The sequence below is a fragment of the Streptomyces barringtoniae genome, from assembly GCF_020819595.1.
GTDB classification, from domain to species: domain Bacteria; phylum Actinomycetota; class Actinomycetes; order Streptomycetales; family Streptomycetaceae; genus Streptomyces; species Streptomyces barringtoniae.
Genome location: NZ_JAJHNP010000006.1, coordinates 368,857 through 395,286 on the forward strand (window position 1 = coordinate 368,857; position 26,430 = coordinate 395,286).

The following is a 26,430-nucleotide window of genomic DNA, read 5'->3' on the forward strand; positions in this document are numbered from 1 at the left end:
GCCGCTCAGCCGCCGGAGGTGTCCAGCTCCGCGTCCTCGCTGACCCCCGCGCAGTCGTACGGGTCCTTCAGCCAGCCGTCCGGCAGCACCACCCGGTTGTTGCCGGACGTACGGCCGCGCGGTCCGTCCGCGCCGGCCGGCCACGGCTGGTCGAGGTCGAGCTCGTCCAGCCCGCTGCGCAGCTCGGCCAGCGAGGAGGTGATCGCGAGCCGCCCCCGCATCTCGGAGCCGACCGCGAAGCCCTTCAGGTACCAGGCGACGTGCTTGCGGAAGTCGACCACGCCCTTGGACTCGTCGCCGGCCCACTCCCCGAGCAGGGTCGCGTGCCGGACCATGACATCGGCCACCTCACGCAGCGACGGCCGGGCACCGCATCCATCAGTGCCTCCGGCACGGGCGTCCAGGCGCCCCTCGAACGCGGCCACCAGGTCCGCGAACAGCCACGGCCGCCCCAGGCACCCGCGCCCGACGACGACCCCGTCGCAGCCGGTCTCCCGCACCATCCGCAGCGCGTCCTCGGCCGACCAGATGTCGCCGTTGCCGAGCACGGGGATCTCCGGGACGTGCTCCTTCAGCCGGGCGATGGCGTCCCAGTCGGCGGTGCCGCCGTAGTGCTGGGCGGCCGTACGGCCGTGCAGGGCGATCGCCGTGACGCCCTCCTCGACGGCGATGCGGCCGGCGTCGAGGAAGGTGATGTGGTCGTCGTCGATGCCCTTGCGCATCTTCATGGTGACCGGGAGGTCGCCGGCACCGCTCACGGCCTCCCGGAGGATCGCCCGCAGCAGGTTCCGCTTGTACGGCAGGGCCGAGCCGCCGCCCTTGCGGGTCACCTTGGGGACCGGGCAGCCGAAGTTCAGGTCGATGTGGTCGGCCAGGTCCTCCTCCGCGATCATGCGGACGGCCTTGCCGACGGTGGCCGGGTCGACGCCGTACAGCTGGATCGAACGCGGCTGCTCGCTCGCGTCGAACCTGATCAGCTGCATGGTCTTCTCGTTGCGCTCGACCAGCGCCCGGGTCGTGATCATCTCGCTGACGAACAGCCCCTTGCCGCCGCTGAACTCCCTGCACAGGGTGCGGAACGGCGCGTTGGTGATGCCCGCCATGGGTGCGAGCACGACGGGCGGGGTCACGGCGTGCGGGCCAATGGAGAGCGGGTGGGGCATCAGACGACTCCGGTACGGACGTACAGCACAGGGCAAGCACCCATTGTCCCTCACTCGGCCGACAGCTCGGGCAACCGGACCACAATGATCGTGTAGCGCACATCAATTAGGCACACTATTAGTTAGACGCACTATCGAAATGGGCGTACGATTCCTTCCATGCCCGAGTTGAGCCCTCGCCGCCGTCTCCTCGTGCTCGCGATCTGCTGTATGAGCCTGCTGATCGTGAGCCTGGACAACACCGTGCTGAACGTGGCGCTGCCGTCCATGCAGCGCGATCTGCACGCCACCACCTCCGGACTGCAGTGGACGATCGACGCCTACACGCTGGTGCTCGCCTCGCTGCTGATGCTCGCGGGCTCGACGGCCGACCGGATCGGCCGCAAGCGGGTCTTCATGGCGGGCCTGGTGGTCTTCTCCGTCGGCTCGCTGCTGTGCTCGCTCGCCCCGAACCTGTCCCTGCTGGTGGTCTTCCGGATGGTGCAGGCGGTCGGCGGCTCGATGCTCAACCCGGTCGCCATGTCGATCATCACCAACACCTTCACCGACGCCCGTGAACGGGCCCGCGCGATCGGCGTCTGGGGCGCGGTGGTCGGCATATCCATGGCGGCGGGTCCGCTGGTCGGCGGCCTGCTGGTCCAGTCGGTGAGCTGGCGCTCGATCTTCTGGATCAACCTGCCGGTCGGCCTCGCGGCCCTCCTGCTCACCCTCCGTTTCGTCCCCGAGTCCCGCGCACCGAAGGCCCGCCGCCCCGACCCGGTCGGGCAGCTCCTGGTCATCGCCCTGTTCGGCTCGCTGACGTACGGCATCATCGAGGCGCCGGACTCGGGCGCGGCCGCGGTGGCCCCGTTCATGGCGATCGCCCTCGCGGCCCTGCTGGGCCTCCTCCGGTTCGAGCCCCGGCGCGCCGAACCCCTCATCGACCTGCGCTTCTTCCGCTCGGCTCCGTTCAGCGGCGCCACGGTGATCGCGATCAGCGCGTTCGCGGCGCTCGGCGGCTTCCTGTTCCTCTCCACGCTCTACCTGCAGAACGTCCGCGGTCTCGACGCCCTGCACGCGGGCCTGTGGATGCTCCCGATGGCCGCGCCGACCTTCCTGTGCGCGCCGCTGTCCGGCCGCCTGGTGGGCAGCCGCGGTCCCCGTCTGCCCCTGCTGATCGCCGGTACGGCGATGACGGCGAGCGGCGTCCTCTTCGCGGCCTTCGAGGCGGAGACGTCGAACGCCACCCTGCTCGCCGGCTACATCCTGTTCGGCATCGGCTTCGGCTTCGTGAACGCGCCGATCACCAACACGGCCGTCTCCGGCATGCCGCGCGCCCAGGCCGGGGTCGCCGCCGCGGTCGCCTCCACGAGCCGGCAGCTGGGCCAGACGCTCGGCGTCGCGGTGGTCGGCGCGGTCCTGGCCTCCGGGATCGGGTCGTCACCCATGAAGCAGGCCTTCGTCCACGCGGCCCGGCCCGGCTGGGGGATCCTCACCGCCTGCGGCCTGGCCGTCCTCCTCCTGGGCCTCCTCACCAGCGGCCGCTGGGCCCACCGCACCGCGGAGCGCGCCGCCGAGACCCTGGAGTCCGGGGAGATCCGCCAGACCGTGGGAGCGTCGGGGCGCGGCTAGCGTCCGCCCTCGCCCAGGCGGAGGTCCCCCTCCCCCGGCCTTCTCAGGCGCTCGCGGTGGCGGCGCGGGCGAGGTCGTACAGCCTCTCCAGACGCTCGCGGCTCTCGTCGTCGGCCGGGGCGTACGTCACCATGCGGGCGCCCTGCTCCGGGCCCAGCCACAGGTCCGTGTGCTCCAGCTTGAGCCGGCCCACGTGGGCGTTGAGGAACTCCTTGGTCTTGGAGCGGGTGCCGACGACCTCGTAACGCCGCCAGTTCTCGCGGAACTCCGGGGACTGCGCCTCCAGGCGCTTCAGGAGCATCTTCCAGGCCGGCTCGCCGAGATGGCCGGCCAGGGACGCGCGCAGCCGGGCGGCCATCAGCCGCTGGGTCTCCTGAAGGTGGACGACCGCCGCCTGCCAGTCCTTGTTCGTGTACACGAGGAGCATGCAGTTGCGGTCCTCCGCCGGGATCGCGTCCAGGTCGCAGAGCAGGCGGCTGTAGGTGCGGTTGTAGGCGAGGATGTCGTACCGGCTGTTCTGGATGCAGGCCGGGATCGGCTCCAGCTGGCGCAGCATCTGACGCAGGGCCGGGGTCACGCTCGGGCAGCTCGCGGCGGGGGTCGGATCGGTGGCGCCGGCCAGCTGGAAGAGGTGGGCGCGTTCACTGGCGTCCAGCATCAGGGTGCGGGCCAGGGCGTCCAGGACCTGCACGGAGACCTGGATGTCGCGGGCCTGTTCCAACCAGGTGTACCAGGTGACGCCGACCGCGGAGAGCTGGGCGACCTCCTCCCGGCGCAGTCCGGGCGTACGGCGCCGGGCCCCGCGGGGCAGGCCCACCTGCTCGGGGCTGATGCGCTCACGGCGGCTGCGCAGGAACGCGGCCAGCTCGTGCCGCCGGATCTCCGAGCCCCGCGCGGTCGGTTGCGGGGCGGTCTGCCGGTCCGAGGCCATGGTCGTCATGGTTCCAGGGTGCCCCGATCGTCATCCTGTTGCCAGGTACTCGTTCTACCAGGATCAGGACACTCTGGTACCAGTCTGCGCGGTGGCGCAGGCTCGGGGTCATGAGTGAAACCGTCATCACCCCGGCTGTCCGAACGACGGCCGCACCACCCGCACTCGGCGGGCCGGGGCTGTTCACCGTACTGCTGGCCGCGGCGCTGCCGCTCGTCGATTTCTTCATCGTCAACGTCGCCCTGCCCACCATCGGCACCGACCTCGCCGCGAGCGAGGCCGTGCTGGAGCTGGTGGTGGCCGGGTACGGCGTCGCGTACGCCGTGCTGCTGGTGCTCGGCGGGCGGCTCGGAGACCTGTTCGGCCGGCGCCGGCTGTTCCTCGGCGGCATGGCCGCGTTCGGCCTGACCTCGCTGGCCTGCGGACTGGCGCCGGACGCCTGGAGCCTGGTCGCGGCGCGGATCGCGCAGGGCGCCTCGGCCGCCGCGATGCTGCCGCAGGTGCTCGCCACCATCCAGGCCACCACCCGCGGCGCGCGCCGCGCCAGGGCCATGAGCCTGTACGGCGCGACCGCCGGACTGTCCATGGTCGCCGGGCAGATACTCGGCGGGGTGCTCGTCGCCGCCGATGTCGCCGGGACCGGCTGGCGCGCGGTGTTCCTCGTCAACGTGCCCGTGGTCGCCCTCGGCCTGCTGCTCGCCGTGCGGGTCGTGCCCGAGACCCGGTCGCAGCACCCCGAGCCCGTCGACGGGCCCGGCACGGTCCTGCTCGCGGTGTCCCTGCTGACGCTGCTCGCCCCGCTCACCGAGGGCCGGGCAGCGGGCTGGCCGCTGTGGACGTGGCTGTCGCTGGCCGCGTTCCCGTTCGCCACCGGCGCCTTCTGGGCCGTGGAGCGGCGGGCCGACCGGTCGGGGCGGACCCCGCTGGTGCCGCCGAGTCTGCTGGCGCTGGCCTCGCTGCGGCGCGGTCTGATCCTGATCCTGCCGTTCTCCGTCGGCTTCAGCGGGTTCATGTTCGTCATCGCGCTGGCGCTGCAGCAGGGCGCCGGGCTCGGTCCGGTCTCGGCCGGGCTCGCGCTCGCGCCGATGGCCGTGGTGTTCCTGTTCGTCTCCCTCGCCGGGCCCAGGCTGACGGCCCGTCACGGCACCCGGGTCGTCACCGCGGGCTCGCTGGTCCAGGGCGTGGGCGTGCTGCTGCTCGTGCTGGCCGCCTGGCGGGACTGGCCGCACCTGGACTTCGGTTCGCTGCTGCCGGGCGCCGCCGTGGCCGGTGCCGGGCAGGCGCTCCAACTGCCCAACGTCTTCCGGATCGTGATGTCCGAGGTGCCGCCCGCCCGGGCCGGTGTCGGCAGCGGTGTGATGGTCACCACCCAGCAGTCCGCGCTCGCCCTCGGCGTGGCCACGCTCGGCACCCTGTTCCTCACCCTCGTGCCGCGCCTGGGCATGCGGGACGCGCTGGTCACCACGCTGCTGGTGCAGTTGGCAGGGGTCGTGCTGACCGGGTTGCTCAGCCTGCGGCTGCCGCGCGAGGTCGGCTGAGCCGGGGCGGCTCCGGCCACGGCTTGGACAACTCCATGTGAAGCTCCCCCTGTTGATGTTCGTCTTGCTGCACACTCCTGTCCCGGCCGGGGTGTGCCACAGGAGTCGAGGAGACGTGAGGCGTCATGCCGCAGGGCAACAGCACGAGCAAGGTCAGCCGCTGGGACCAGCACGGCCGGGAGCACGTCGTGCGCGTGCAGCGCACGGGGGTGCAGCGCACGATCAGATGCGACACGTGCGGCTGGCGCAGAGGCGCCCAGTTCCTGCCGTGGCTGAAGGCGGAGGAGCATCTGGCCGAGGCCCATCAGGCGACGGTCGATCCGGCGGCGGACCGGCAGCCCTCCCGTTGAGCGCGCGGGTCCGAAAAGGACCCGGACATCCGCACTGACCTGCGCTCTCATCCGATCGGATGGACAGTTACACAGCGTCCCGAGTGGCCGACGCAGCGAAGTCGGGTCAGCCTGGGAGACGTCCGATCGAGCGACAGGAGATGAACATGACCTCCGTACTCCGCCATCACCGCTACGGCCGCGCGCTGGGCGCCGGGGTTCTCTCCGTGGCGCTGTTCTCCGGCGGTACGACCGGAGCACTCGCCGCGACCAGCACGCCGACTCCCACTCCCACGCCCTCGACGCCCCGCACCGGCATGCCGACCACCACGCCGTCGACGCCCGGCACCGGCATGCCGACCACCTCCCCCTCGATGACCCGTAGTGGCATGCCGACCACCAGGCCGAGCATGACCCGCACCGGTATGCCGAGCACGAGGCCCTCCATGACCCGCACCGGCATGCCGACCACCAGGCCGAGCATGAGGCCGTCGCGCACGCCGAACGCGATGGGCGCGATCACCGTCGCGGCCAGCCGCCGGGTCGTCAAGGTCGGGAACACCGTGGTGTTCACCGGTCGGATCAGAGGCGCCAAGGCCGGCACCCTGCTGGTGCTGCAGCACATGCACAACGGCGCCTGGACCACGCTCCAGACCACGGGGGTCGTCAACAGGAACGGCACCTACGCGATCAAGCGCACCTTCACCAACAAGGGCACCGAGCAGGTGCGGGTGGCGACCAGGTCCGGCACCCTCCACTCCGCGCCGGTCACCGTGACGGTGAGCTGAGACCCCGTACCAGCAGGTCCACGACGGCCGTGAACTCCTCGTCGACTCCGGGAGCCTTCCACTCCCGGGCGTAGCAGGGGTCGTGGAAGCGGCCGGTGGCCTGGAAGACGGCTCGGGCCGCGGCGGCCGGGTCGGGCACCGGGAAGGTGCCCGACCCGGCCCCGTCCGCGATGATCCGGGTCAGCTGTGCGGTCAGGTCGGCGATGTGCTCGCCGACCGCCGTGCCGTTCTCTTCGGTCAGCACCGTGTAGGTGGCGAAGAGTTCGGGGTCGTCGCCCGCCTTGTGCCGCTTGGTCTCGAACAGCGCCGCGAGCCAGGCCCGCAGCCGCTCGCCGGGAGTGCCGTCCGCCGTGACGATGACGGCCAGTTTCTCCGACGTCCGGTCCAGCCAGCGCTTGGTGACGGCCTCGCGCAGTGCCGCCTTGGTGCGGAAGTGCCGGTAGACACTGCCGTGGCTGACGCCGAGCGCGCGCGCCACGTCGACCACGGTGGCCTTGGCCGGGCCGTGGCGGCGCAGCACCTCCTCGGTCGCTTCGAGGATGCGCTCGGCGGTCAGGGTCTCGGTGGGCGGTGCCATGCCCTAGACCGTACCCGGAGCCACGGTCAGCGCTCGCTGTCGAGGTGTGCCATCTGCGCGGTCGGGTAACGGTCGCCGGCCGCCGCGTCCGCCGGTACGGCCTCCTCGATCGCCGCCAGGTCGGCCGCCTCCAGGGTGACGTCCAGCGCGCCCAGCGACTCGCCGAGCCGCTCACGGGTGCGGGCGCCGACCAGCGGCACGATGTCCTCCCCGCGCGAGAGCACCCAGGCGATGGCGATCTGCGCGACCGTGACGCCCTTGTGCTCGGCGATCTTGCGCAGGGCCTCGACCAGGTTCAGGTTGTGCTGGAGGTTCTCGCCCTGGAAGCGGGGCGAGTGGGCACGGAAGTCGTTCGCGGCCAGTTGCCGGTCGCGGGAGAAGTGGCCGGAGATCAGGCCGCGGGAGAGCACGCCGTACGCCGTGATGCCGATGCCCAGTTCGCGGGTGGTGGGCAGAATCTCCTGCTCGATGCCCCGGCTGATCAGCGAGTACTCGATCTGCAGGTCGGCGATGGGGGCGGTGGCGGCGGCCCGGCGGACGGTCTCGGCGCCGACCTCGCTCAGGCCGACGTGCCGGACGTACCCCTTCTCGATCAGTTCGGCGATGGCGCCGACGGTCTCCTCGATCGGCACGTCCGGGTCGAGGCGGGCGATCCGGTAGACGTCGATGTGGTCGACGCCGAGGCGCTGCAGGGAGTAGGCGGCGAAGTTCTTCACGGCGGCGGGGCGGCCGTCGTAGCCGCTCCAATTGCCGTCCGGGTCGCGCAGGGCGCCGAACTTCACGCTGGTCAGCGCCTGCTCGCGGAGGGCGGCCGGGGCGGTGCGCAGGGCCTCGCCGATCAGCATCTCGTTGTGCCCCATGGCGTAGAAGTCGCCGGTGTCCAGCAGGGTGACGCCCGCTTCCAGGGCGGCATGGACGGTCGCGACGGACTCCGCGCGGTCGGCGTCGCCGTAGAGCGCGGACATGCCCATGCAGCCGAGGCCGAGGGGGGAGGTCAGGGGGCCGGTGGTTCCGAGGGTTCGGGTTCGCTTCGTCATGGCTCCACTGTGGCATGACAGCTGACAGATTTCAATATCTGTCATTCCAACTTTGTCATTCGAGGCGATCCGGCGGCGCCGATTGGTCCAGACCTATTGACGAGAGGTCTGGACCAGAGCACTGTCATGTCTACGACACCTCACCGCACCCCCACCGGGAGGCCTCGCATGATCAGACGTCTGCTCGCCACCGCGCTCACCACGGCCGTCCTCATCCCTCTGGGAATCGCCACCGCCCCCACCGCCTCCGCCGCCGACACCTGCGCGGTGAGGTCCCGGCCGGCCGGGAAGGTGCTCCAGGGGTACTGGGAGAACTGGGACGGCTCCGCCAACGGCGTCCACCCGCCCTTCGGCTGGACCCCGGTCACCGACTCCCGCATCCCCGCGCACGGTTACAACGTGATCGACGCGGCCTTCCCGGTCATCCGCTCCGACGGCACGGCCCTGTGGGAGGACGGCATGGACACCGGCGTGAAGGTGGCGACGCCCGCGCAGATGTGCGCGGCGAAGGCGTCGGGCCAGACGATCCTGCTGTCCATCGGCGGCGCGGCGGCCGGCATCGACCTGAACTCGACCGCCGTGGCCGACCGTTTCGTCGCGACGATCGTCCCGATCCTGAAGAAGTACGACTTCGACGGCATCGACATCGACATCGAGACCGGCCTGACGAACAGCGGCAACATCAGCCAACTGTCCACGTCCCAGGCCAACTTGATCCGCATCATCGACGGCGTCCTCGCGCAGATGCCGTCGAACTTCGGCCTGACGATGGCCCCCGAGACCGCGTACGTCACCGGCGGCAGCATCGCCTACGGCTCCATCTGGGGCGCCTACCTGCCGATCATCAAGAAGTACGCCGACAACGGCCGGCTGTGGTGGCTGAACATGCAGTACTACAACGGCAGCATGTACGGCTGCTCCGGCGACTCCTACGAGGCCGGCACGGTCGCGGGCTTCACCGCCCAGACCGACTGCCTGAACAGGGGACTGGTGGTCCAGGGCACCACGATCAAGGTGCCGTACGACAAGCAGGTCCCGGGTCTGCCCGCCCAGCCCGGCGCGGGCGGCGGCTACATGTCACCGTCCCTCGTCGCCCAGGCCTGGAACCACTACGGCACCTCCCTCAAGGGCCTGATGACCTGGTCGATCAACTGGGACGGATCGAAGAACTGGACCTTCGGCGACAACGTCAAGGCGCTGCAGGGCCGTTGAGCAGGGCGGCGAGTCCGATGGCGGTGGCCGGCACGTGCGGCACGGTGGCAGCATCGGCTCCGGTGGACACGGTTCGCCGCCCCTCGGAGAATGGAGATTGTCGGCGAGCAGTCACTTCGGCGGCGCCTGCCGCCGGCCGTGCGGTGCTCCAGCGCCGCCCGAGGGAGGCTCGCCATGGCCGTCCGTATCGCCACCTTCAACACCGAGAACCTCTTCCGCCGCCCATCCGTCTTCCGCCTCTCGGACGCGGCCGAGCGCAAGCAGGTCCTCGACGACTTCGACCGGCTGGTCACTCTCCTGGACAAGGAGACGTACACCGAGGCGGACAAGCAGGAGATCTCGGCGCTCGTCCTGAAGCACCGGGCGTACAGCAGCGACCCGGACAACCCCCCGCCGATCTACGTCAACCAGAACCGCCCCGGGAAGAACAGCGGGCTCTTCGACACGCCTCCGCCGGGGTCACAGCCGACCCAGCTCATCATCCGCGCCGCCGGCCGCGGCGCGTGGGCCGGCTGGGCCGAGCTCGGCCAGGCCGACCTGGACATGACCGCGGTCAGCAACACCGGGCGAGTGATCAGAGAGGTCGACGCCGACGTCCTGCTGGTGCCCGAGGTCGAGGACCGGCTCACCCTGGAGCGCTTCAACGCGCACGTCCTGGGGCTGGGCGGACAGCCGTACCCCTTCAACATGCTGATCGACGGCAACGACCCGCGGGGCATCGACATCGGGATCCTCAGTCGCTTCCCGATCGTTTCCGTCCGGCCGCACCTCTTCGACCCCGACCCGGCGGACCCGACGAAGCATCTGTTCAGCCGCGACTGCCCCGAGTACGAGATCCAGCTCGGCAACGGGGAGACGCTGGTGATCCTCGGCAACCACCTCAAGAGCAAGTTCAACGACGATCCCGAGCTGCGCCTGGCCCAGGCGGAACGGGTCGCGGAGATCTACCGGGCCGCCCAGAAGCGCACCCCGAACGTCGTGGTCGCCGGAGACCTCAACGACTCCCCGGACAGCAAGCCCGTCGGGGTGCTGCTGGGCAGCACACCCGAACTGCGCGATGTGATGAGCCATCCCTCCTACCAGGGTGATCCCGGCACACATGGCACCTGCCACGACAAGCGGGACAAGCTCGACTACATCCTGCTTCCGCCGGCTCTGTGGTCGAAGGTGCAGAAGGTGGGCCTGGAGACCCGGGGCATCTTCGCGCACCCGAACCACTTCGGCAGCGTGACGGCGAAGACCGACGAGGCATCCGATCACGCGGCGCTGTACGTGGACCTGGACCTGTAGCCGAAAGACGCCCGCCCACCCGCCGGACGAGTCCGGCGGGTGGGCGGGCGGAAAAGGCCGGAGTTGCGTCAGCAGCCCAGCAGGCGGCCGGCCAGGTACCCCTCGATCTGGTCGAGAGACACCCGCTCCTGCTTCATCGAGTCGCGCTCCCGGACCGTCACCGCGTTGTCCTCGAGCGTGTCGAAGTCGACGGTCACGCAGTACGGCGTACCGATCTCGTCCTGGCGGCGGTACCGGCGGCCGATCGCGCCGGCGTCGTCGAACTCGATGTTCCAGTTCTGCCGCAGCGCCTGGGCGAGACCCTTGGCCTTCGGCGACAGCTCGGGGTTGCGGGACAGCGGCAGCACCGCCACCTTCACCGGGGCGAGCCGGTGGTCGAGGCGCAGCACGGTCCGCTTCTCCATCTTGCCCTTGGCGTTCGGTGCCTCGTCCTCGACGTAGGCGTCGAGCAGGAAGGCCAGCATGGTCCGGCCGACACCCGCCGCGGGCTCGATGACGTACGGCGTCCAGCGCTCGCCGGCCTCCTGGTCGAAGTAGGAGAGGTCCTGGCCGGAGGCCTTGGAGTGGGCGCCGAGGTCGTAGTCGGTCCGGTTGGCGACACCCTCCAGCTCGCCCCACTCGCTGCCGCCGAACTGGAAGCGGTACTCGATGTCGGCGGTGCGCTTGGAGTAGTGGGAGAGCTTCTCCTTCGGGTGCTCGTACCAGCGCATGTTCTCCTCACGCAGGCCCAGGCCGGTGTACCAGTTCCAGCGCTGCTCCATCCAGTACTCCTGCCACTTCTCGTCCTCGCCCGGCTTGACGAAGAACTCCATCTCCATCTGCTCGAACTCGCGGGTGCGGAAGATGAAGTTGCCGGGCGTGATCTCGTTGCGGAAGGACTTGCCCATCTGGGCGATGCCGAACGGCGGCTTGCGGCGCGAGGTGGTCTGCACCTGGGCGAAGTTGGTGAAGATGCCCTGGGCCGTCTCGGGGCGCAGGTAGGCGACGGAGCCGGAGTCCTGCGTCGGGCCGAGGTGCGTCGACAGCAGACCCGAGAACTGCTTGGGCTCGGTGAACTGGCCCTTGTTGCCGCAGTTCGGGCAGTTGATGTCGGCCAGGCCGTTCGCCGGGGCGTGGCCCTTCTTCTCCTCGTACGCCTCTTCCAGGTGGTCGGCGCGGAACCGCTTGTGACACGCGGTGCACTCGGTCAGCGGATCCGTGAAGGTGGCGACGTGGCCGGAGGCGACCCAGACCTCGGAGGCCAGGATGACGGACGAGTCGATACCGACCACGTCCTCGCGCGACGTCACCATGTAGCGCCACCACTGGCGCTTGATGTTCTCCTTGAGCTCGACACCCAGCGGTCCGTAGTCCCAGGCGGCACGCTGTCCGCCGTAGATCTCACTGCACGGGAAAACGAAGCCACGGCGCTTGCTCAGGCTGACGATGGTGTCGATCTTGTCGGCGGCCACGGTGCTCTCTTCATTACGACGACGGGCGTTGAAGCGAGATGCTTCCAGCGAATGATTCAGGTTACCGGCGCAGGCTCCCCCCGGACCAAATCGGCCCCCTCCCCAAGCCCGTCCCCCGGCCTCTCACCGGGCCCTTACCGGCGTTTGTTGACAACGGTTTCCATGTTTGTTGAAAATGACTGTCATGAACGTACGACGACGCCTCATACCCGCCGCCGCGATCACCGCCGCGACCGCCCTCGGCCTCGGCACCCTCACGGCCTGCTCCGGCGACAAGGCGGAGGCGGCGAACACCGGCAGATTCGACGTCGTCGCGTCCTTCTACCCCATGGCCTTCCTCGCCGAGCGGATCGGCGGGAGCCACGTCCACGTCACCAGTCTCACCTCCCCCGGCCAGGAGCCGCACGACCTGGAGCTCAGCCCCCGGCAGATCGCCTCCCTCCAGGACTCCGACGCCGTCCTGTACCTGAAGAACCTCCAGCCCTCCGTCGACGACGCGGTGGCCCAGTCCCCGGTCGGCACGAAGATCGACGCGGCCTCCCTGACCACGCTGGAACAGCACGGCAACGAGGTCGGCGGCCACGCGGCCGCGCACGACACCCACGAGAACGAGGAGTCCTCGGCCAAGGACCCGCACATCTGGCTCGACCCGGTGCGCTACGCCCAGGTCGCCCAGGGCGTCGGCAAGGCCTTCGAGAAGGCCGACCCCAGGCACGCCGCCGACTACCGGAAGAACACCACGGCCCTGGTCAGGCAGCTGACCGACCTGGACCAGCAGTTCAAGCACGGCCTCGCGCACACGAAGACCAAGGTCTTCATCACCACCCACGCCGCCTTCGGCTACCTCGCCGAGCGCTACGGCCTGACCGAGGAGGCCATCAACGGCCTCGACCCCGAGTCCGAGCCCAGCGCCGCACGCGTGAAGGACCTGGAGACGATGGCCGGGGCCGACGGCGTCACCACCGTCTTCTACGAGACGCTCGTCAGCGACCGGACCGCGAAGACCATCGCGAGCGACGCCGGCCTGAGGACGGACGTCCTCGACCCGATCGAGGGCATCACCGCCAAGTCCCGCGGCCGGGACTACTTCTCCGTCCAGGAAGCCAACCTCAAGGCGCTCCAGCAGGCCCTCGGCTCGAAGTGAGGGGACACGAGATGACCAGCCACCCCGTCATATCCCTGCGCGCGGTCACCGCCGAACTCGGCGCGCGCCCCGTGCTCCGGGGCATCGACCTCACCGTCCACCGCGGCGAGGTCGTCGCGCTGCTCGGCGCCAACGGCTCCGGCAAGTCCACGGCCATCCGCACGATCATCGGCCAGGTCCCGGTCAGCGGCGGCGCGATCGAGCTGTTCGGCACCCCGCGCCGCGCCTTCCGCGACTGGGCGCGCGTGGGTTACGTACCGCAGCGGACGACCGCCGTCGGCGGCGTGCCCGCGACGGTGACCGAGATCGTGTCGTCCGGCCGGCTCTCCCGCACCCGCTTCGGCGTCTTCCGCAGGGCCGACCGGGAAGCCGTGCACCGGGCCCTGGAGCTGGTCGGGATGGCCGACCGCGCCAAGGACTCGGTGAACGCCCTGTCCGGCGGCCAGCACCAGCGCGTCCTGATCGCCCGCGCCCTCGTCGCCGAGCCCGAACTGCTGATCATGGACGAGCCGATGGCCGGCGTCGACCTGGCCAGCCAGGAGGTGCTCGCCCGCACGCTGAAGCAGCAGGTCGACTCCGGTACGACGGTCCTGCTCGTCCTGCACGAACTGGGCCCCCTGGAGCCGCTGATCGACCGGGCGGTCGTACTCAGGGACGGCTGTGTCCTCCACGACGGCCCGCCCCCGCAGGCCGTGGGCCAGCACGCGCTGCCCGGCCACGACCACGTACACCCGCACGCGCCGGCGGGCACCGAACCTCTGCGGACGGGACTGCTGAGCTGATGGACCTCCTGAACTACGCCTTCATGCAACGCGCGCTGCTCGCCGCCGTCCTGGTCGGCATCACCGCGCCCGCGGTCGGCATCTACCTGGTCCAGCGCCGCCAGGCCCTGATGGGCGACGGCATCGGACACGTGGCGATGACGGGCGTCGGCCTCGGCTTCCTCCTGTCCACCTCCCCGGTGTGGATGGCGACCGCCGTCTCGGTGCTCGGCGCGGTCCTCATGGAGCTCATCCGCTGGTACGGCAGGACGCGCGGCGACATCGCCCTCGCCATGCTCTTCTACGGCGGTATGGCCGGCGGCGTGATGTTGATCAACCTCGCGCCGACGGGATCCAACGCGAACCTGACGACGTACCTGTTCGGCTCGCTGTCCACGGTGTCGCAGTCGGACGTCCTGTCGATCTGTCTGCTGGCCGCGTTCGTCGTGCTGGTCACCCTCGGCCTGCGCCGCCAGTTGTTCGCGGTCAGCCAGGACGAGGAGTTCGCGCGGGTCACGGGCCTGCCGGTGCGCGCGCTGAACCTCCTCACGGCCGTCACGGCCGCGGTCACGGTCACGGTCGCCATGCGCGTGGTGGGGCTGCTGCTGGTGTCCGCGCTGATGGTGGTGCCGGTGGCGGCGGCGCAGCAGCTCAGCCGCAGCTTCAGCGCCACGTTCGTGATCGCCGTCGCGATCGGGGTGGCCGTGACCGTCAGCGGCACGATCACCTCCTACTACCAGGACGTGCCGCCCGGCGCGACGATCGTCCTGCTGACCATCGCCGCGTTCGTCGCGCTGACGGTCCTGGCCGCGCCACTGGCCCGCCGACGCGCCCGCGCGGCGGCCGCCGCACAGCCCGCCGGGGATCCGGCGGAGTGCACGCTTCCGGCCACGAGAGAGGCCGGGGACGAGATCATCGTCTGACCGCCGACAGCCCGGGCTGGCACAATGGCCGCCCGGGCAGAAGCGAGACGTGAGGAGACAACGGTGACGACCGCTGGACCGCCCGTGAAGGGCCGCGCGACCCGACAGCGGGCAGCCGTGGCGGCGGCCCTGAACGAGGTCGACGAGTTCCGCAGTGCTCAGGACCTGCACGACATGCTCAAGCACAAGGGCGACTCGGTCGGCCTGACCACGGTCTATCGCACCCTCCAGTCCCTCGCCGACGCCGGCGAGGTCGACGTCCTGCGCACGTCCGACGGCGAGTCCGTCTACCGCCGCTGCAGCACCGGCGAACACCATCACCACCTCGTGTGCCGTACCTGCGGCAAGGCGGTGGAGGTGGAGGGCCCGGCGGTGGAGAAGTGGGCCGAGGCGATCGCGGCGGAGCACGGGTATGTGAACGTGGCTCACACGGTGGAGATCTTCGGTACGTGTGCGGACTGCGCGGCGCAGAGCGGCTGACGTTGCTACACGCGGCTGAGGTGGCGGTCCAGGATCGCCCTCAGCCGGTCTGCGTCCGCCGGGTCGGCCAAGCCTCTCTTGGGCAGCGTCGTGAACGTGGTGGCGTTCTTGTCGGCGCTGAACAGGACGAACACGCGCGCTGTCTCCCGGTATCGGGGCTGTGCGGCCCAGGCGACCGACCCCGTGGTGTGGTCGGTCGCCACGGACACGCCGCTCTCGGTGACCATCGCCCGGAACACGCCCCGCTGTTCGGCCAGCCGCTGGAAGGCGCGGGCCTGCAACCACGGAGACAAGGCCAGCGCAGTGGTGGCCACGACCATGGACGCCAGCATGCCGGGCGAGAAGTGCTTGTCCCCGCGCACGAGCGACACGATCTCCACGAGGGCGCCGCACCCCATCACGAAGGGCATCCACCGGTAGATCCACCCCTGCCGGCTCACCCGCAGCCGCGCCCGCAGCGCCGAGGTGAAGTCCGCCACCTCCGGCCGGTATGTCAGTTCCACGACGTCCTGCACCGCATCCCGCCCCATGTCCATGACCATGAAGCGGGATCGTACAGAAGCCGATCATGCGGCGCCCGCGCTCATGCCCGCCCGAAGCACCGCTCGAGTTCGTCCAGGTCGTAGAAGGCACTGTGCTCGGTGATCGGACGGCAGCCCGCCTTGAACGGCGTCTCCCGCTCGTTGTACAGCATGCGGACGAGGTAACGGCCGTCCTTCTCGTACACGTCCCACTGGACGTTGGCACCCAGAGGCGCCACCGACGCGCCCCGCCAGGGGTTGTCGGCGTAGGTGTACGGCTCCCCCGGCGTCGCCGGCCTGGTGCTGCCCGGCAGGCCCATCAGCGCGGCGAGGGGGATGATCTCCTCGGCGTGGGTGAAGCGCAGCTCGGCGCCGAGGTCGCTGGTGCCGGCGCGCTTGGCCTCGACCTGCCGGAAGAAGTCGTCCAGGAGGACGCCGGCCATCTTGTAGGTGATGTCGCTGCCGGAGAAGCCGGGGCCCTTCTCGTAGAAGTCCTCGGCGTCGGAGAGGTAGCCGAACCAGGCCGCGTCCGAGCGCGAGATGTAGCGGTCCATGCCCCAGCCACTGCCGTCGGGGTCGGGGCTCTCCTCGGTCATGGCCGGTGCAATTGCGTACAGGTTGTAGATCGCCTGCGCGGCGCCCACCTGGTCGCTGATCCCGTCGACGAAGGGTTGCTTGAAGATCCTGCGCAGCACACTGTGCGCGGCCTCCTGCGTCCTGGGCTGGTCGGTGATCGCGTTCAGCGTGTCCTTGAGGCGCTGGTCGTTCGCGATGTAGTCGCGGTACGCGGCACCGCCCGCCGCCTTGTGGAAGTACAGCAGGTCCTTGTCGGTGCGGGTGGGAGCGATCAGCGGCTTCAGCGCGGGGTCGGCGGCGGCGAGGGCGCCGGTGTACTCGCCCGCGCTGTCCACGGCCCGCCCCTGCCCGGAGCTGACCACGTCGATCTTCTCGCCCTCGTCGGCGATCTTCGCGAACAGCGTGGGCAGCCGTTGCTCCGTCCGCGTCGCGGTGTCCCGCATCTCCTGCCGGCCGCGCTCGCTGAGGTTGCCGTAGCCGACCTTCTCCATGGCGGCCGTCAGTGCCCGCACCGTCGGCCCGAACTCCTCTCCCCGGCCGGTGAGCTGGTCCTCGGCCTGCGCCCTGTCCCACAGTCCGAGGACCAGGTCGCCGTCCTCGCTGCCGGTCGCCGCACGGGAGCCGTGCCGGGAGGCGTTCTCGGTGAAGACTGCGGTGTATCCGGCCGGGGGCTGCTGGTAGGCGCGCGGGTTCTGCCCGGGCTCGTACGGCGCCTTGGTGCCGTAACTCTCGCGGTGCGGGGGGTCGTCGGCGGCGTGCGCGGGCAGCGCGGTGAGCAGCAGGGCGCCGAGGGCGAGAACGGGCGTGAGACGTCTCATAAGTCCTCCATCCTCGGCGGCCCGCGTGAACCGCCGGTGGCTACGAAGTGGACTCGCCCTTCATCGCGGCCTCCATGGCGAGGAGTTCCTCGTTCGGGACGGCGCCGCCGAACCGCCGGTCGCGGGAGGCGAATTCGACGCAGGCCCGCCACAGGTCACGGCGGTCGAAGTCGGGCCACAGCACGTCCTGGAAGACCATCTCGGCGTACGCGCTCTGCCAGAGCAGGTAGTTGGAGGTGCGCTGCTCCCCGCTGGGCCGCAGGAAGAGGTCCACGTCCGGCATGTCGGGGTAGTACAGGTACTTCTGGATGGTCTTCTCGCTGACCTTCGACGGGTCGAGCCGCCCCGCCGCGACGTCCTCGGCCAGCGCCTTCGCCGCGTCGGCGAGTTCGGCGCGCCCGCCGTAGTTCATGCAGAAGTACAGGGTGAGGAGATCGTTGCCCTTGGTCTGCTCCTGGGCGACCTGCAGTTCCTTGGCGACCGACTTCCACAGCCTGGGCATACGGCCCACCCAGCGCACCCGGATCCCGAGATCGTCGAGCTGGTCCCGCGTCTTGCGGATGAAGTCGCGGTTGAAGTTCATCAGGAAGCGGACCTCGTCGGGGGAACGCTTCCAGTTCTCGGTGGAGAAGGCGTAGAGGGAGATGTTGCGCACACCGATCTCGATCGAGCCCTGGAGCACGTCCAGCACCCGCTCGGCCCCGACCTTGTGCCCCTCCGTCCGGGGCAGCCCGCGCTCCTTGGCCCACCGCCCGTTGCCGTCCATGACGATGGCCACGTGGTTCGGGACCAGCTCGCCGGGGAGCTTGGGCGCGCGGGCGCCGGACGGGTGCGGCTCCGGCGCCTTGTACTCGCGCCGCTGGCGCCCCAGGATCCCGCGTACGACCATGTGCTTCTCGTCTCCCTCTTGCTTCTCGACGTATCCGAGCGTTACTTCTCGACGTACCTGAGCGAACGCAGCCCGCGCTCCAGATGCCAGTGCAGGTAGGCGGACACCAGCCCGCTGCCCTCCCGGACGTACCGCGCCTCGCACGCGTCCGCCGTCTCCCAGTCTCCCGTAAGCAGCGCCCCGAGGAGCAGCAGGGTCTGCGGCGACGGTACGACGCTGCCGGGCACCCGGCAGTCGGCGCAGACGGAACCACCGGAGGCCACGGAGAAGAACCGGTTCGGACCGGGCATCCCGCACTTCGCGCAGTCACTGAAACTCGGGGCGTAGCCGTTGACGGCGAGGGAGCGGAGCAGGAAGGCGTCGAGGACGAGGTGGGGTGCGTGCTCGCCCCGGGCCAGCGTCCGCAGGGCACCGACGAGCAGCAGATACTGCTGCACCGCGGGCTCCCCCTCGTGGTCGGTGAACCGCTCGGCGGTCTCCAGCATCGCCGTCCCGGCGGTGTACCGCGCGTAGTCGGTGACGATCCCGCCACCGTACGGCGCGATGGTCTCACTCTGCGTGCACAGGGGCAGCCCCCGCCCGACCAGTTCGCTCCCGCGCGCGAAGAACTGCACGTCGACGTGGGAGAAGGGCTCCAGCCGGGCCCCGAACTTCGACTTGGTCCGCCGCACTCCCCGGGCCACGGCCCGCACCCGCCCGTGACCGCGCGTGAGCAGCGTGATGATCCGGTCCGCCTCGCCCAGCTTCTGGGTGCGCAGCACGATGCCGTCGTCGCGGAACAGACTCATGCGCACCATTCTCGCCCAAGCGCTCCCCCGCAGAGCACCTTAAACAATATGTTGAAGGCAGGCAGTGAACGCGACGCGAAATGTGGAAGAAGGTGCAGCCCGTGCCGCTCGACGGCTTCACTCCCTGGCCCGAGGACACCGCCCTCGCCTACCGCCGCGCCGGCCACTGGCAGGGCCGCCCCCTGCCCGAGCTGCTGCACGACCGGGCGCGCGAGCACGGCCCGCGCACCGCGCTCGTGCACGGCACGACCCGGCTGACGTACTTCCAGCTGGACCGCCGGGTGAGCCGGATGGCAGCCGGTCTGCGGCTGCGCGGTGTCGAGCCCGGCAAGCGGGTCGTGGTGCAGCTGCCGCACACCCCGGAGTTCGTCGTCACGGTGTTCGCGCTGATGCGGGCCGGGGCGATCCCCGTGCTCTCGCCGCCGGCCCACCGGGAGACGGAGATCGCCCACCTGGTCGCCGCGACCGAGGCCGTCGGTTACGCCGGTCCGACCGTGCACCACGGCGTCGGCCACGCGGCGATGGCCGCCCGGATCTCCGCCCGCTCGACATCGCTGCGCCGCATCTTCAGCCTCGCCCCGCCCGGCGAGCAGACGGGCGGCTTCTCGATGCTGCCGGGCGGGGCCCTCGCCTTCCCGCTGCACACGGTGGACGAGGCCCCCCTGCCGGACCGCCGCCTGGACGCCTCCCACGTGGCGTTCCTCCTGCCGTCGGGCGATACGACGACACCGCCGAAGCTCGTCGCCCGCACCCACGACGACTACGCCTGCCAGCTCCGCGCCGCCGCCGAACCACTCGCCCTAGGGCCCGAGGACGTCTATCTGGCGGTGCCGCCCGCGGACTTCGCCCTCACCCTCGGCTGCCCCGGCGTCCTCGGCACGCTGGCGGTGGGCGGCACCGTGGTCCTGCTCGACGACCCGGCGCCGGCCGCGGCCTTCCGCGCGATCGCACAGGAACGGGTGACGGTCACCTCGCTGTCGCCCGGCGCCGCCGCCCTCTGGCTGGACGCCCTGGACGACACCAAGGCCGACCTGGACTCGCTGCGGGTGACGCAGATCGGCGGTGCCCACCTCGACCAGACCCTCGCCGCCCGGATCGAGCCCGGTTTCGGCTGCCGGCTCCAGCGGGTGTACGGCAGGGCGGAGGGGCCGCTCACCGCCACCCGCCCGGACGACCCACGGGAGGTGGTCCTCACCACCCAGGGCCGTCCGCTCTCCCCTGCCGACGAGATCCGCATCGACGCCCCCGAGGGCGAGACCGGCGAACTCCTCGTCCGGGGCCCGTACACCGTGCGCGGCTACTACCGCTCCCCCGACCTCGACGCCCGCGCGTTCACCGCCGACGGCTTCCACCGCACCGGAGACCTGGCCCGTCTGACCCCCGAGGGCAACCTGGTCGTGGCCGGCTAGGGGACCTCCCCACGGCTGCGGGCGTCGGCACAGGCGGTCGCCGCGCTCAGCCGCTCGGCGGCGGTGGCGGGCCGCACGGCCGAGGGGTCGGCGTCCCACTCCCTGCCTCCGCCGTAAGGTCTGAGCTGAAGGTACGGGCCCACGTGCCCCATGACGATCCCGACCCGCCCGGTACGGGTGTCCACGGCATGACTGCCGGCCGGGAGCGCGGGGGGCCTCACCGCGAGAACCCCGCCGCCATGGCCCTCGCAAGCCGCCGTTCGAGAGCCGACCGCAATTCCTTCAAGGTCTCCTCCGCCTCTTCGGTTCCGGCCATCCGCTCCCCTCTCTTGCCAGTTTTCACTCTTCGCACACCACAGGTGACTCTCTGCCACTCCACTCGGCCGGCGTCCGCGCCCTGCAACTGCGGGCCGGCTCAGGGGTGTTGGCCATGGCCGACGGCTCTCGCAAGGCAGCGGACAAACCGCCCGCCGCGTCGCCACTGGTGCCGACCTCTGGCAGCTAGCCCATTCGTGTGCGCCGTCTTGACCGCCCCCACGCCCCCTCCTATGGTCGCGCTACCGACCGGACGTAGGACGTAGGACGTCGTATCTCCCACCCCTCCTCCCCTCCCTCCCCCGACGACTTGCTGGAGGACCCGTGCGCGACGACGTGAACCCCGACGTACCGGCACCGCGCCGCCGGTCGTTCCTCAAGTACACCGGCGCGCTGGGCGCGGCCGCCGTTCTGCCGCCCGTGCTGGCGGGCTGCTCCGCCGGACCGGAGTCCACCAACGACACCGGGAGCGGCGGCAGCGGCAAGGACCGGACGCTCACCGCCGTGATCGGCTACGGCAACGACGGCAGCTGGGATCCGACGCAGACGGCGTCGGCGTTCTGCATGGCCGCCAACAACCATGTCTACGAGGGGCTGCTGGACACCGATCCGATCACCCGGGTGCCGTATCCGGCACTCGCCACCGAGGTACCCGGAGACGCCAACGCCACCACCTGGCGGTTCACCCTCCGCTCCGGCGCGACCTTCCACGACGGCAAGCCCGTCACCGCCGACGACGTCGTGTTCGTCTTCGACCGGATCCTCGACCCGAAGACCCCGACCCTCGCCAAGGGCTTCTTCGCAAGCTGGCTGGGCCGCGCCCGCAAAGTCGACTCGCGCACCGTCGAGCTCGTGCTCAAGTTCCCCTTCCCCGACGGTCTTTCCCGGCTCACCCTCGCCAAGATCATGCCGAAGCACGTCTTCTCCAGGCCCCGCGCCTGGGACGACGCCGTCAAGGGGCTGGCCGTCGGCTCGGGGCCGTACCGGCAGACCGCGCACCATCCGAAGTCCAACACCACGTTCGAGGCGTACGCCGGCTACAACGGGCCGCGCCCGCCCGCCTTCAAACGGATGAACTGGCTGACCATCGTCGATGCCGCTCCCCGCGTCGCGAAGATCTCCGGCGCCGACGCCGGGGCGCAGATCGCCGACAACATCCCGTACGCCAACATCGCGCGGCTGGAGCAGGGCGGGCTCAAGGTCGCCGGCGGCGCCGGGATGAACAACCTGTTCCTGATGTTCAACACCCAGCACAAGCCCTTCGACGACGTGCGGGTGCGGCAGGCGCTGCACTACGCCATCGACACCGAGAAGATGGTGCAGGTCGCCCTCAGGGGGCACGGGAAGCCCGCCTCCTCGTTCCTGAACGAGGGCAACCCCTCCTACCGGCGGGCCAGGACCGTCTACGACTACGACCCCGAGAAGGCGAAGGCCCTGCTGCGAGCCGCCGGGGTCGGCAACCTCAAAGTGAACATCCTTGCCGTGAACGTCAGTTGGATCGTGGACTGTCTGCCGACCGTCAAGTCCTCCTGGGACGCGATCGGCGTGGAGACGACGCTGGCGCCGCAGGAGACCACGGCCGTGTTCACCAAGATGGACCAGAAGCAGGACTACCAGGTCGTCGCCGCTGCTTCCAATCCCAATCAGTTCGGGCTCGACGCCGACCTGATCATGCACTACAACTACGGGCCGCAGAACCTGTGGATGGGGTACACCCGGTGGGCCGGCGACCCCGTCGCCAAGCAGCTCTTCAAGGACATGGACCGGGCGACCCGGGAGCCGGATCCGGAGAAGAAGAAGGCGATCATCCAGGACTACATCGACGTCGTCGCCGAGCAGGCCGTGCTGTACCCGGTCGTCCACAACGAGCTGATGACCGCCTGGGATCCCCGGAAGCTCACGGGCATAAGGGCGCAGCCCTACCCCGGCATCAATCTCCTCCAGGCCAAGTGGGTCTGACGGTATGACGGCCGTCGTACGGATCCTGCTCCGCCGTATCGCGCTGCTCGTGCCGCTGATGCTGGGGATCGTGCTGTTCGTGTTCCTGGTGATGCGGTTCTCGGACGTCGATCCCGCGTCCGCGTTCTTCCAGGGCGCCAACCCGACCCCGCAGCAGCTGCACGACTTCCGCGAACGAAACGGCCTGCTCGATCCGCTCCCCGTCCGGTACGTCCACTTCGTCGGCGATCTGCTCCACGGCGACCTCGGCACCAGTGCCCTGACCCGGGCACCGGTGGTCGACCAGGTCACCACCGCGCTGCCGCTCACCCTCCAGCTGACCTTCCTCGGCCTCGGCCTCGCGGTGGTGCTGGCGCTGGCGGGTGGCGTCACCGCGGCCGTGTACCGGGACCGGATCCCGGACCAGGTCATCCGGGTGGTCTCGCTGGTCGGGGTGGCCGCGCCCGGCTTCTGGCTGGCGCTGCTGATGATCCAGTACCTGGCGGTGGACCGGGGCTGGTTCCCGACCGGCGGCTACATCAACCCGGCCGACTCGGTCACCGGCTGGCTGAAGACCATGGCGCTGCCCGCCTTCGCCCTCTCCCTGCCGGTCGCCGCCCAGCTGACGAGGATCGTACGGACGTCGGTGGTGGAGGAACTGGACAAGGACTACGTGCGGACCGCGATCGGGAGCGGGCTGCCACCGCGGGTCGTCGTCGGGCGCAACGTCCTGCGCAACGCCCTGGTCAATCCGCTGACCGTGCTCGGACTGCGGGTCGGTTACCTCCTCGGCGGAGCCGTCGTCATCGAGACGATCTTCTCGCTGCCGGGCATGGGCAAGCTGATGATCGACGCCGTGCAGAACGGCGACCCGGCGGTGGTGCAGGGGGTGGTGCTGACGACCGCCACCGGGTTCGTCGTCGTCAATCTCGTCATCGACATCCTGTATCTGCTGGTCAACCCACGTCTGAGGGAGGGCTGATGGTCACGCGTGCGAGTCTTGCCGAGCGGCTCTCCCGGCCCGGTGGCGTGCGGCTGCGGGGCTGGCGCCGGCTGCCGCTGCTGTCGAAGGCCGCCGTCTGCTTCCTGGTCCTCGTCGTCCTCGTCGCCGTACTCGCCCCGCTGCTCGCCCCCGACGATCCGCTGGACCAGCAGGACCCGGCCGGCGGTAGCGGGCATCCGTCCGCCGCGCACTGGCTCGGGCAGGACAGCCTCGGCCGGGACATCCTGAGCCGGCTGATGTACGGCGCCCGGTGGTCGCTGGCGATCGGGCTGGGAGCGACGGCGCTCGCGCTGGTCGTGGGGGCCGTCGCCGGGGCGGTGGCCGCCACCTCCCGCAAGGCGGTCGACGAGACGCTGATGCGCTGCCTGGACGTGGTGATGGCGTTCCCGGGGATCGCGCTCGCGGCCGTGCTGGTCGCGGTCTTCGGCGGGGGGATCGGCGTGCTGATCTGCGCCATCGCCTTCCTGTTCACACCGCCGGTGGCGCGGGTGGTGCGGGCCAACGTCCTCGACCAGTACGGCGAGGACTACGTCACCGCGGAACGGGTGATCGGCGCCCGTACGCCCCACATCGTGGCCCGGCACGTGGCGGTGAACTGCGCCGCCCCGGTGCTGGTGTTCTGCACGGTCCAGGTCGCCGAGGCGATCGTGTTCGAGGCGTCGCTGTCCTTCATCGGCGCCGGGGTGCGGCCCCCGGACCCGTCCTGGGGCAGTGTCATCGCCGACGGCAAGAACATGGTGCTGACCGGCGGCTGGTGGGCGACCGTCTTCCCCGGGCTGCTGATCCTGCTGACCGTGCTGTCGCTGAACATCCTCTCCGAGGGCGTGTCCGACGCGTGGGCGGCACCGGCCGCCCGCGAAACGGAAGCCGCCCAGGACCGGTTGGAGAAGGCGGAGCCCGGTGAGGTGCTCCAGCTGCCCGGACTGACCGAGGCCGCGCGGCGGCTGCGGTCCCGGGCCCGGCCGCTGCCCGACCGGAGCGGGCAGCCGGTGCTCGCCGTGGAGAACCTCACCATCGGCTTCCCGGAGCGGCACCGGGGCGTGGACATCGTCGCCGGAGTCGGCTTCGAGGTGTACCCCGGTGAAGTGCTCGGCCTGGTGGGCGAGTCGGGCTGCGGGAAGTCGCTGACCGCGCTCACCGTCATGGGACTGCAGCCGAGGGACGCGCGCATCGGCGGCCAGGTGCGGTTCCGGCAGCGGGACCTGCTCGCCGAGCCGATGCGGTCCAGGCGGCGGCTGCTCGGCCACGAGATGGCGATGGTCTACCAGGACGCCCTGTCCTCGCTGAACCCGGCGATGACCATCCGCGCGCAGCTGAAACAGCTCGTCCGGCGCGGGGGCCGGCGCAGTCCGGGCGAGCTCATGGAGCTGGTCGGCCTGGACCCCGAGCGCACCCTGCGCAGCTATCCGCACGAGCTGTCCGGCGGGCAGCGCCAGCGCGTGCTCATCGCCATGGCGCTCTCCCGTGAGCCGCGGCTGATCGTCGCCGACGAGCCGACGACCGCCCTGGACGTCACCGTGCAGGCCCAGGTGATGGAGCTGCTGCTGCGGCTGCGCGAGGAGCTGGGGTTCGCGCTGATCCTGGTCTCGCACGACCTGGCGCTGGTCGCCGACGTCACCGACCGGGTGGTGGTGATGTACGGCGGGCAGATCGTGGAGAGCGGGGTGACCGCCGACCTGGTGGCGGCGCCGGCCCACCACTACACACGCGGACTGCTCGGCAGCGTGCTCTCGCTGGAGTCGGCCGAGGAGCGGATGACGCAGATCAAGGGGGTCGTACCGGCCCCGGCCGACTTCCCGGCGGGCTGCCGCTTCGCCGACCGCTGCCCCCTGGCGAGCGAGGTGTGCCACGCCCAGGCTCCCCTCCTGGCAGGTACGGCCACCCACACGGCCGCCTGCCATCATCCGGCCGTACCCGTCGAGGAGGCTCTCCGGTGAACGCCGTCGTCGACGTCCAGGACGCCCATGTCGTGCACAGGGCCCGCAGCGGCGGGCTGCTGCGCCGTGACCGGGTGTACGCCCTGACCGGCGCCGACCTCTCCGTGGCCGCCGGGGAGACGGTGGGCGTGGTCGGCGAGTCGGGGTGCGGGAAGTCGACGCTGGCGCGGGTGCTGGTGGGCATCCAGCGGCCGGTGCCGGGCACGGTGGCGTTCCAGGGCCGGGACCTGTGGACGATGCCGCCCGCCGAGCGCCGGGCCACGGTCGGCGCGGGCGTCGGGATGGTCTTCCAGGACCCGTCGACCGCGCTCAACCGGCGGCTGACCGTGCGGCGGATCCTGCGCGATCCGCTGGACGTCCACGACCGCGGGACCAGGGCCGAACGGGAGGAGCGGGTACGGGAGTTGATGGCCCTGGTCGGGCTGCCCCGGGCGCTGGCCGACGCGCTGCCCGGGCAGCTCTCCGGCGGGCAGCGGCAGCGCGTCGCCATCGCCCGCGCCCTCGCCCTGGACCCGGCGCTGGTGGTCGCCGACGAGCCGACCAGCGCCCTGGACGTGTCGGTGCGCGCTCAGATCCTGAACCTCCTGCTGGACCTGAAGGAGCGCCTCGGTCTGGCCCTGGTGTTCGTCTCGCACGACATCCAGACGGTACGGCGGATGAGCGACCGGGTGATCACCATGTACCTGGGCCGGATCGTGGAGGAGACCCCGGCCGGCCGGGTCACCGACGCCGCCCGGCACCCCTACACCCGGGCCCTGTTCTCGGCCACGCCCGGCCTGCTGGACCCCATCGACCCGATCCCGCTGACCGGTCCGGTGCCCTCGGCGACCCGGCCGCCCAGCGGCTGCCCGTTCCGCACCCGCTGCTGGAAGGCGGACGGGTTGTGTGCCGAGGCGATGCCGGACTTCTCGGCCGCGTCACGGCCCGGACACCGCTACCGGTGCCACCATCCTGTCGAGGAGGAGGAATCGACCCGCGACCCAGCACGCCAGGAGACCTGA

At 70.8% G+C, this 26,430-nt stretch carries 26 protein-coding genes; 15 read left to right on the forward strand and 11 right to left on the reverse strand.

From position 1 onward, the window contains the following. Positions 1-5: 5 nt before the first annotated feature. Positions 6-1,163: a tRNA dihydrouridine synthase DusB gene (dusB, locus tag LMU33_RS13270; RefSeq protein ID WP_228620304.1), complete on the reverse strand. Its 1,158-nt coding sequence runs from the start codon at positions 1,161-1,163 to the stop codon at positions 6-8. A 159-nt stretch (positions 1,164-1,322) separates the two neighbouring features. On the opposite strand from dusB, the gene LMU33_RS13275 reads away from it, so the two are divergent. Then, on the forward strand, positions 1,323-2,774 hold the full coding sequence (locus tag LMU33_RS13275) for an MFS transporter (protein WP_228620306.1): 1,452 nt from the start codon (positions 1,323-1,325) through the stop codon (positions 2,772-2,774). 43 nt (positions 2,775-2,817) lie between these two features. Here the strand turns inward: LMU33_RS13275 and LMU33_RS13280 are convergent, their stop codons facing one another. Then, entirely contained in the window at positions 2,818-3,714 is an 897-nt protein-coding gene (locus LMU33_RS13280) for a helix-turn-helix transcriptional regulator (protein WP_228620308.1), read from the reverse strand. Positions 3,715-3,815: 101 nt separating this feature from the next. Between LMU33_RS13280 and LMU33_RS13285 the strand changes: the two genes are divergently transcribed. Together LMU33_RS13285 and LMU33_RS13290 are read left to right on the forward strand one after the other, a co-directional pair. Continuing rightward, on the forward strand, positions 3,816-5,243 hold the full coding sequence (locus LMU33_RS13285) for an MFS transporter (RefSeq protein WP_228620310.1): 1,428 nt from the start codon (positions 3,816-3,818) through the stop codon (positions 5,241-5,243). 125 nt (positions 5,244-5,368) lie between these two features. Further along, positions 5,369-5,593: a hypothetical protein gene (locus LMU33_RS13290; RefSeq protein ID WP_228620312.1), complete on the forward strand. Its 225-nt coding sequence runs from the start codon at positions 5,369-5,371 to the stop codon at positions 5,591-5,593. 172 nt (positions 5,594-5,765) lie between these two features. Here the strand turns inward: LMU33_RS13290 and LMU33_RS13295 are convergent, their stop codons facing one another. Further along, entirely contained in the window at positions 5,766-6,146 is a 381-nt protein-coding gene (locus LMU33_RS13295; RefSeq protein WP_228620314.1) for a hypothetical protein, read from the reverse strand. Between LMU33_RS13295 and LMU33_RS13300 the strand changes: the two genes are divergently transcribed. Beyond that, positions 6,136-6,360, forward strand: coding sequence for a hypothetical protein (locus LMU33_RS13300; protein WP_228620316.1), 225 nt, complete (start codon positions 6,136-6,138; stop codon positions 6,358-6,360). The two genes, LMU33_RS13295 and LMU33_RS13300, sit on opposite strands and share 11 nt — an antisense overlap. Here LMU33_RS13300 and LMU33_RS13305 read toward each other — a convergent pair. Both LMU33_RS13305 and LMU33_RS13310 read right to left on the reverse strand, forming a co-directional pair. Continuing rightward, positions 6,341-6,937, reverse strand: a complete 597-nt coding sequence (locus LMU33_RS13305; RefSeq protein WP_228620318.1) for a TetR family transcriptional regulator — start codon at positions 6,935-6,937, stop codon at positions 6,341-6,343. The two genes, LMU33_RS13300 and LMU33_RS13305, sit on opposite strands and share 20 nt — an antisense overlap. A gap of 26 nt (positions 6,938-6,963) precedes the next feature. Next, on the reverse strand, positions 6,964-7,974 hold the full coding sequence (locus tag LMU33_RS13310) for an aldo/keto reductase (RefSeq protein WP_228620320.1): 1,011 nt from the start codon (positions 7,972-7,974) through the stop codon (positions 6,964-6,966). 168 nt (positions 7,975-8,142) lie between these two features. On the opposite strand from LMU33_RS13310, the gene LMU33_RS13315 reads away from it, so the two are divergent. Beyond that, positions 8,143-9,186, forward strand: a complete 1,044-nt coding sequence (locus LMU33_RS13315; RefSeq protein ID WP_228620322.1) for a chitinase — start codon at positions 8,143-8,145, stop codon at positions 9,184-9,186. Positions 9,187-9,360: 174 nt separating this feature from the next. Then, complete coding sequence (locus LMU33_RS13320; RefSeq protein WP_228620324.1) at positions 9,361-10,476, forward strand: endonuclease/exonuclease/phosphatase family protein; 1,116 nt, start codon at positions 9,361-9,363, stop codon at positions 10,474-10,476. 68 nt (positions 10,477-10,544) lie between these two features. Here LMU33_RS13320 and LMU33_RS13325 read toward each other — a convergent pair whose 3' ends face one another. Next, positions 10,545-11,927, reverse strand: coding sequence for a glycine--tRNA ligase (locus LMU33_RS13325; RefSeq protein WP_228620326.1), 1,383 nt, complete (start codon positions 11,925-11,927; stop codon positions 10,545-10,547). A 184-nt stretch (positions 11,928-12,111) separates the two neighbouring features. Between LMU33_RS13325 and LMU33_RS13330 the strand changes: the two genes are divergently transcribed. The 4 genes from LMU33_RS13330 to LMU33_RS13345 all read left to right on the forward strand — a co-directional run bounded on the left by LMU33_RS13330 (position 12,112) and on the right by LMU33_RS13345 (position 15,235). Beyond that, positions 12,112-13,071, forward strand: coding sequence for a metal ABC transporter substrate-binding protein (locus LMU33_RS13330; RefSeq protein WP_228620328.1), 960 nt, complete (start codon positions 12,112-12,114; stop codon positions 13,069-13,071). Between the two features lie 11 nt (positions 13,072-13,082). Then, complete coding sequence (locus LMU33_RS13335) at positions 13,083-13,853, forward strand: metal ABC transporter ATP-binding protein (protein WP_228620329.1); 771 nt, start codon at positions 13,083-13,085, stop codon at positions 13,851-13,853. Beyond that, positions 13,853-14,755, forward strand: coding sequence for a metal ABC transporter permease (locus LMU33_RS13340; RefSeq protein WP_228620331.1), 903 nt, complete (start codon positions 13,853-13,855; stop codon positions 14,753-14,755). Before LMU33_RS13335 ends, LMU33_RS13340 begins: the two co-directional genes overlap by 1 nt. Before the next feature lie 63 nt (positions 14,756-14,818). After that, on the forward strand, positions 14,819-15,235 hold the full coding sequence (locus tag LMU33_RS13345; protein ID WP_228620333.1) for a Fur family transcriptional regulator: 417 nt from the start codon (positions 14,819-14,821) through the stop codon (positions 15,233-15,235). A 5-nt stretch (positions 15,236-15,240) separates the two neighbouring features. On the opposite strand, the gene LMU33_RS13350 is transcribed toward LMU33_RS13345, so the two are convergent. Genes LMU33_RS13350 through recO form a run of 4 tightly spaced genes read right to left on the reverse strand, consistent with a single transcriptional unit; the run spans position 15,241 to position 18,827 of the window. Next, a complete protein-coding gene (locus tag LMU33_RS13350; protein ID WP_228620335.1) occupies positions 15,241-15,777 on the reverse strand; it encodes a YcxB family protein in 537 nt (178 codons plus the stop codon). A 41-nt stretch (positions 15,778-15,818) separates the two neighbouring features. Next, positions 15,819-17,150, reverse strand: coding sequence for a histidine-type phosphatase (locus LMU33_RS13355; RefSeq protein WP_228620337.1), 1,332 nt, complete (start codon positions 17,148-17,150; stop codon positions 15,819-15,821). A 40-nt stretch (positions 17,151-17,190) separates the two neighbouring features. Then, positions 17,191-18,039 (reverse strand): isoprenyl transferase, encoded by an 849-nt coding sequence (locus LMU33_RS13360; RefSeq protein WP_228620339.1) that lies wholly within the window; start codon positions 18,037-18,039, stop codon positions 17,191-17,193. A gap of 41 nt (positions 18,040-18,080) precedes the next feature. After that, on the reverse strand, positions 18,081-18,827 hold the full coding sequence (gene recO, locus LMU33_RS13365) for a DNA repair protein RecO (RefSeq protein WP_228620341.1): 747 nt from the start codon (positions 18,825-18,827) through the stop codon (positions 18,081-18,083). A 101-nt stretch (positions 18,828-18,928) separates the two neighbouring features. Between recO and LMU33_RS13370 the strand changes: the two genes are divergently transcribed. Continuing rightward, entirely contained in the window at positions 18,929-20,236 is a 1,308-nt protein-coding gene (locus LMU33_RS13370) for an AMP-binding protein (RefSeq protein WP_228620343.1), read from the forward strand. Here LMU33_RS13370 and LMU33_RS13375 read toward each other — a convergent pair. After that, on the reverse strand, positions 20,233-20,421 hold the full coding sequence (locus LMU33_RS13375) for a hypothetical protein (protein ID WP_249813774.1): 189 nt from the start codon (positions 20,419-20,421) through the stop codon (positions 20,233-20,235). The genes LMU33_RS13370 and LMU33_RS13375 overlap by 4 nt on opposite strands. Before the next feature lie 454 nt (positions 20,422-20,875). Between LMU33_RS13375 and LMU33_RS13380 the strand changes: the two genes are divergently transcribed. Genes LMU33_RS13380 through LMU33_RS13395 form a run of 4 tightly spaced genes read left to right on the forward strand, consistent with a single transcriptional unit; the run spans position 20,876 to position 26,430 of the window. Continuing rightward, complete coding sequence (locus tag LMU33_RS13380; protein WP_228620348.1) at positions 20,876-22,510, forward strand: ABC transporter substrate-binding protein; 1,635 nt, start codon at positions 20,876-20,878, stop codon at positions 22,508-22,510. 4 nt (positions 22,511-22,514) lie between these two features. After that, the gene (locus tag LMU33_RS13385) at positions 22,515-23,471 is read left to right on the forward strand and encodes an ABC transporter permease (RefSeq protein WP_228620350.1); all 957 of its coding nucleotides are present in this window, start codon (positions 22,515-22,517) and stop codon (positions 23,469-23,471) included. Beyond that, complete coding sequence (locus LMU33_RS13390; RefSeq protein WP_228620351.1) at positions 23,471-25,429, forward strand: dipeptide/oligopeptide/nickel ABC transporter permease/ATP-binding protein; 1,959 nt, start codon at positions 23,471-23,473, stop codon at positions 25,427-25,429. The genes LMU33_RS13385 and LMU33_RS13390 overlap by 1 nt, the downstream gene beginning before the upstream one ends. Beyond that, positions 25,426-26,430 (forward strand): oligopeptide/dipeptide ABC transporter ATP-binding protein, encoded by a 1,005-nt coding sequence (locus tag LMU33_RS13395; RefSeq protein ID WP_228620353.1) that lies wholly within the window; start codon positions 25,426-25,428, stop codon positions 26,428-26,430. Before LMU33_RS13390 ends, LMU33_RS13395 begins: the two co-directional genes overlap by 4 nt.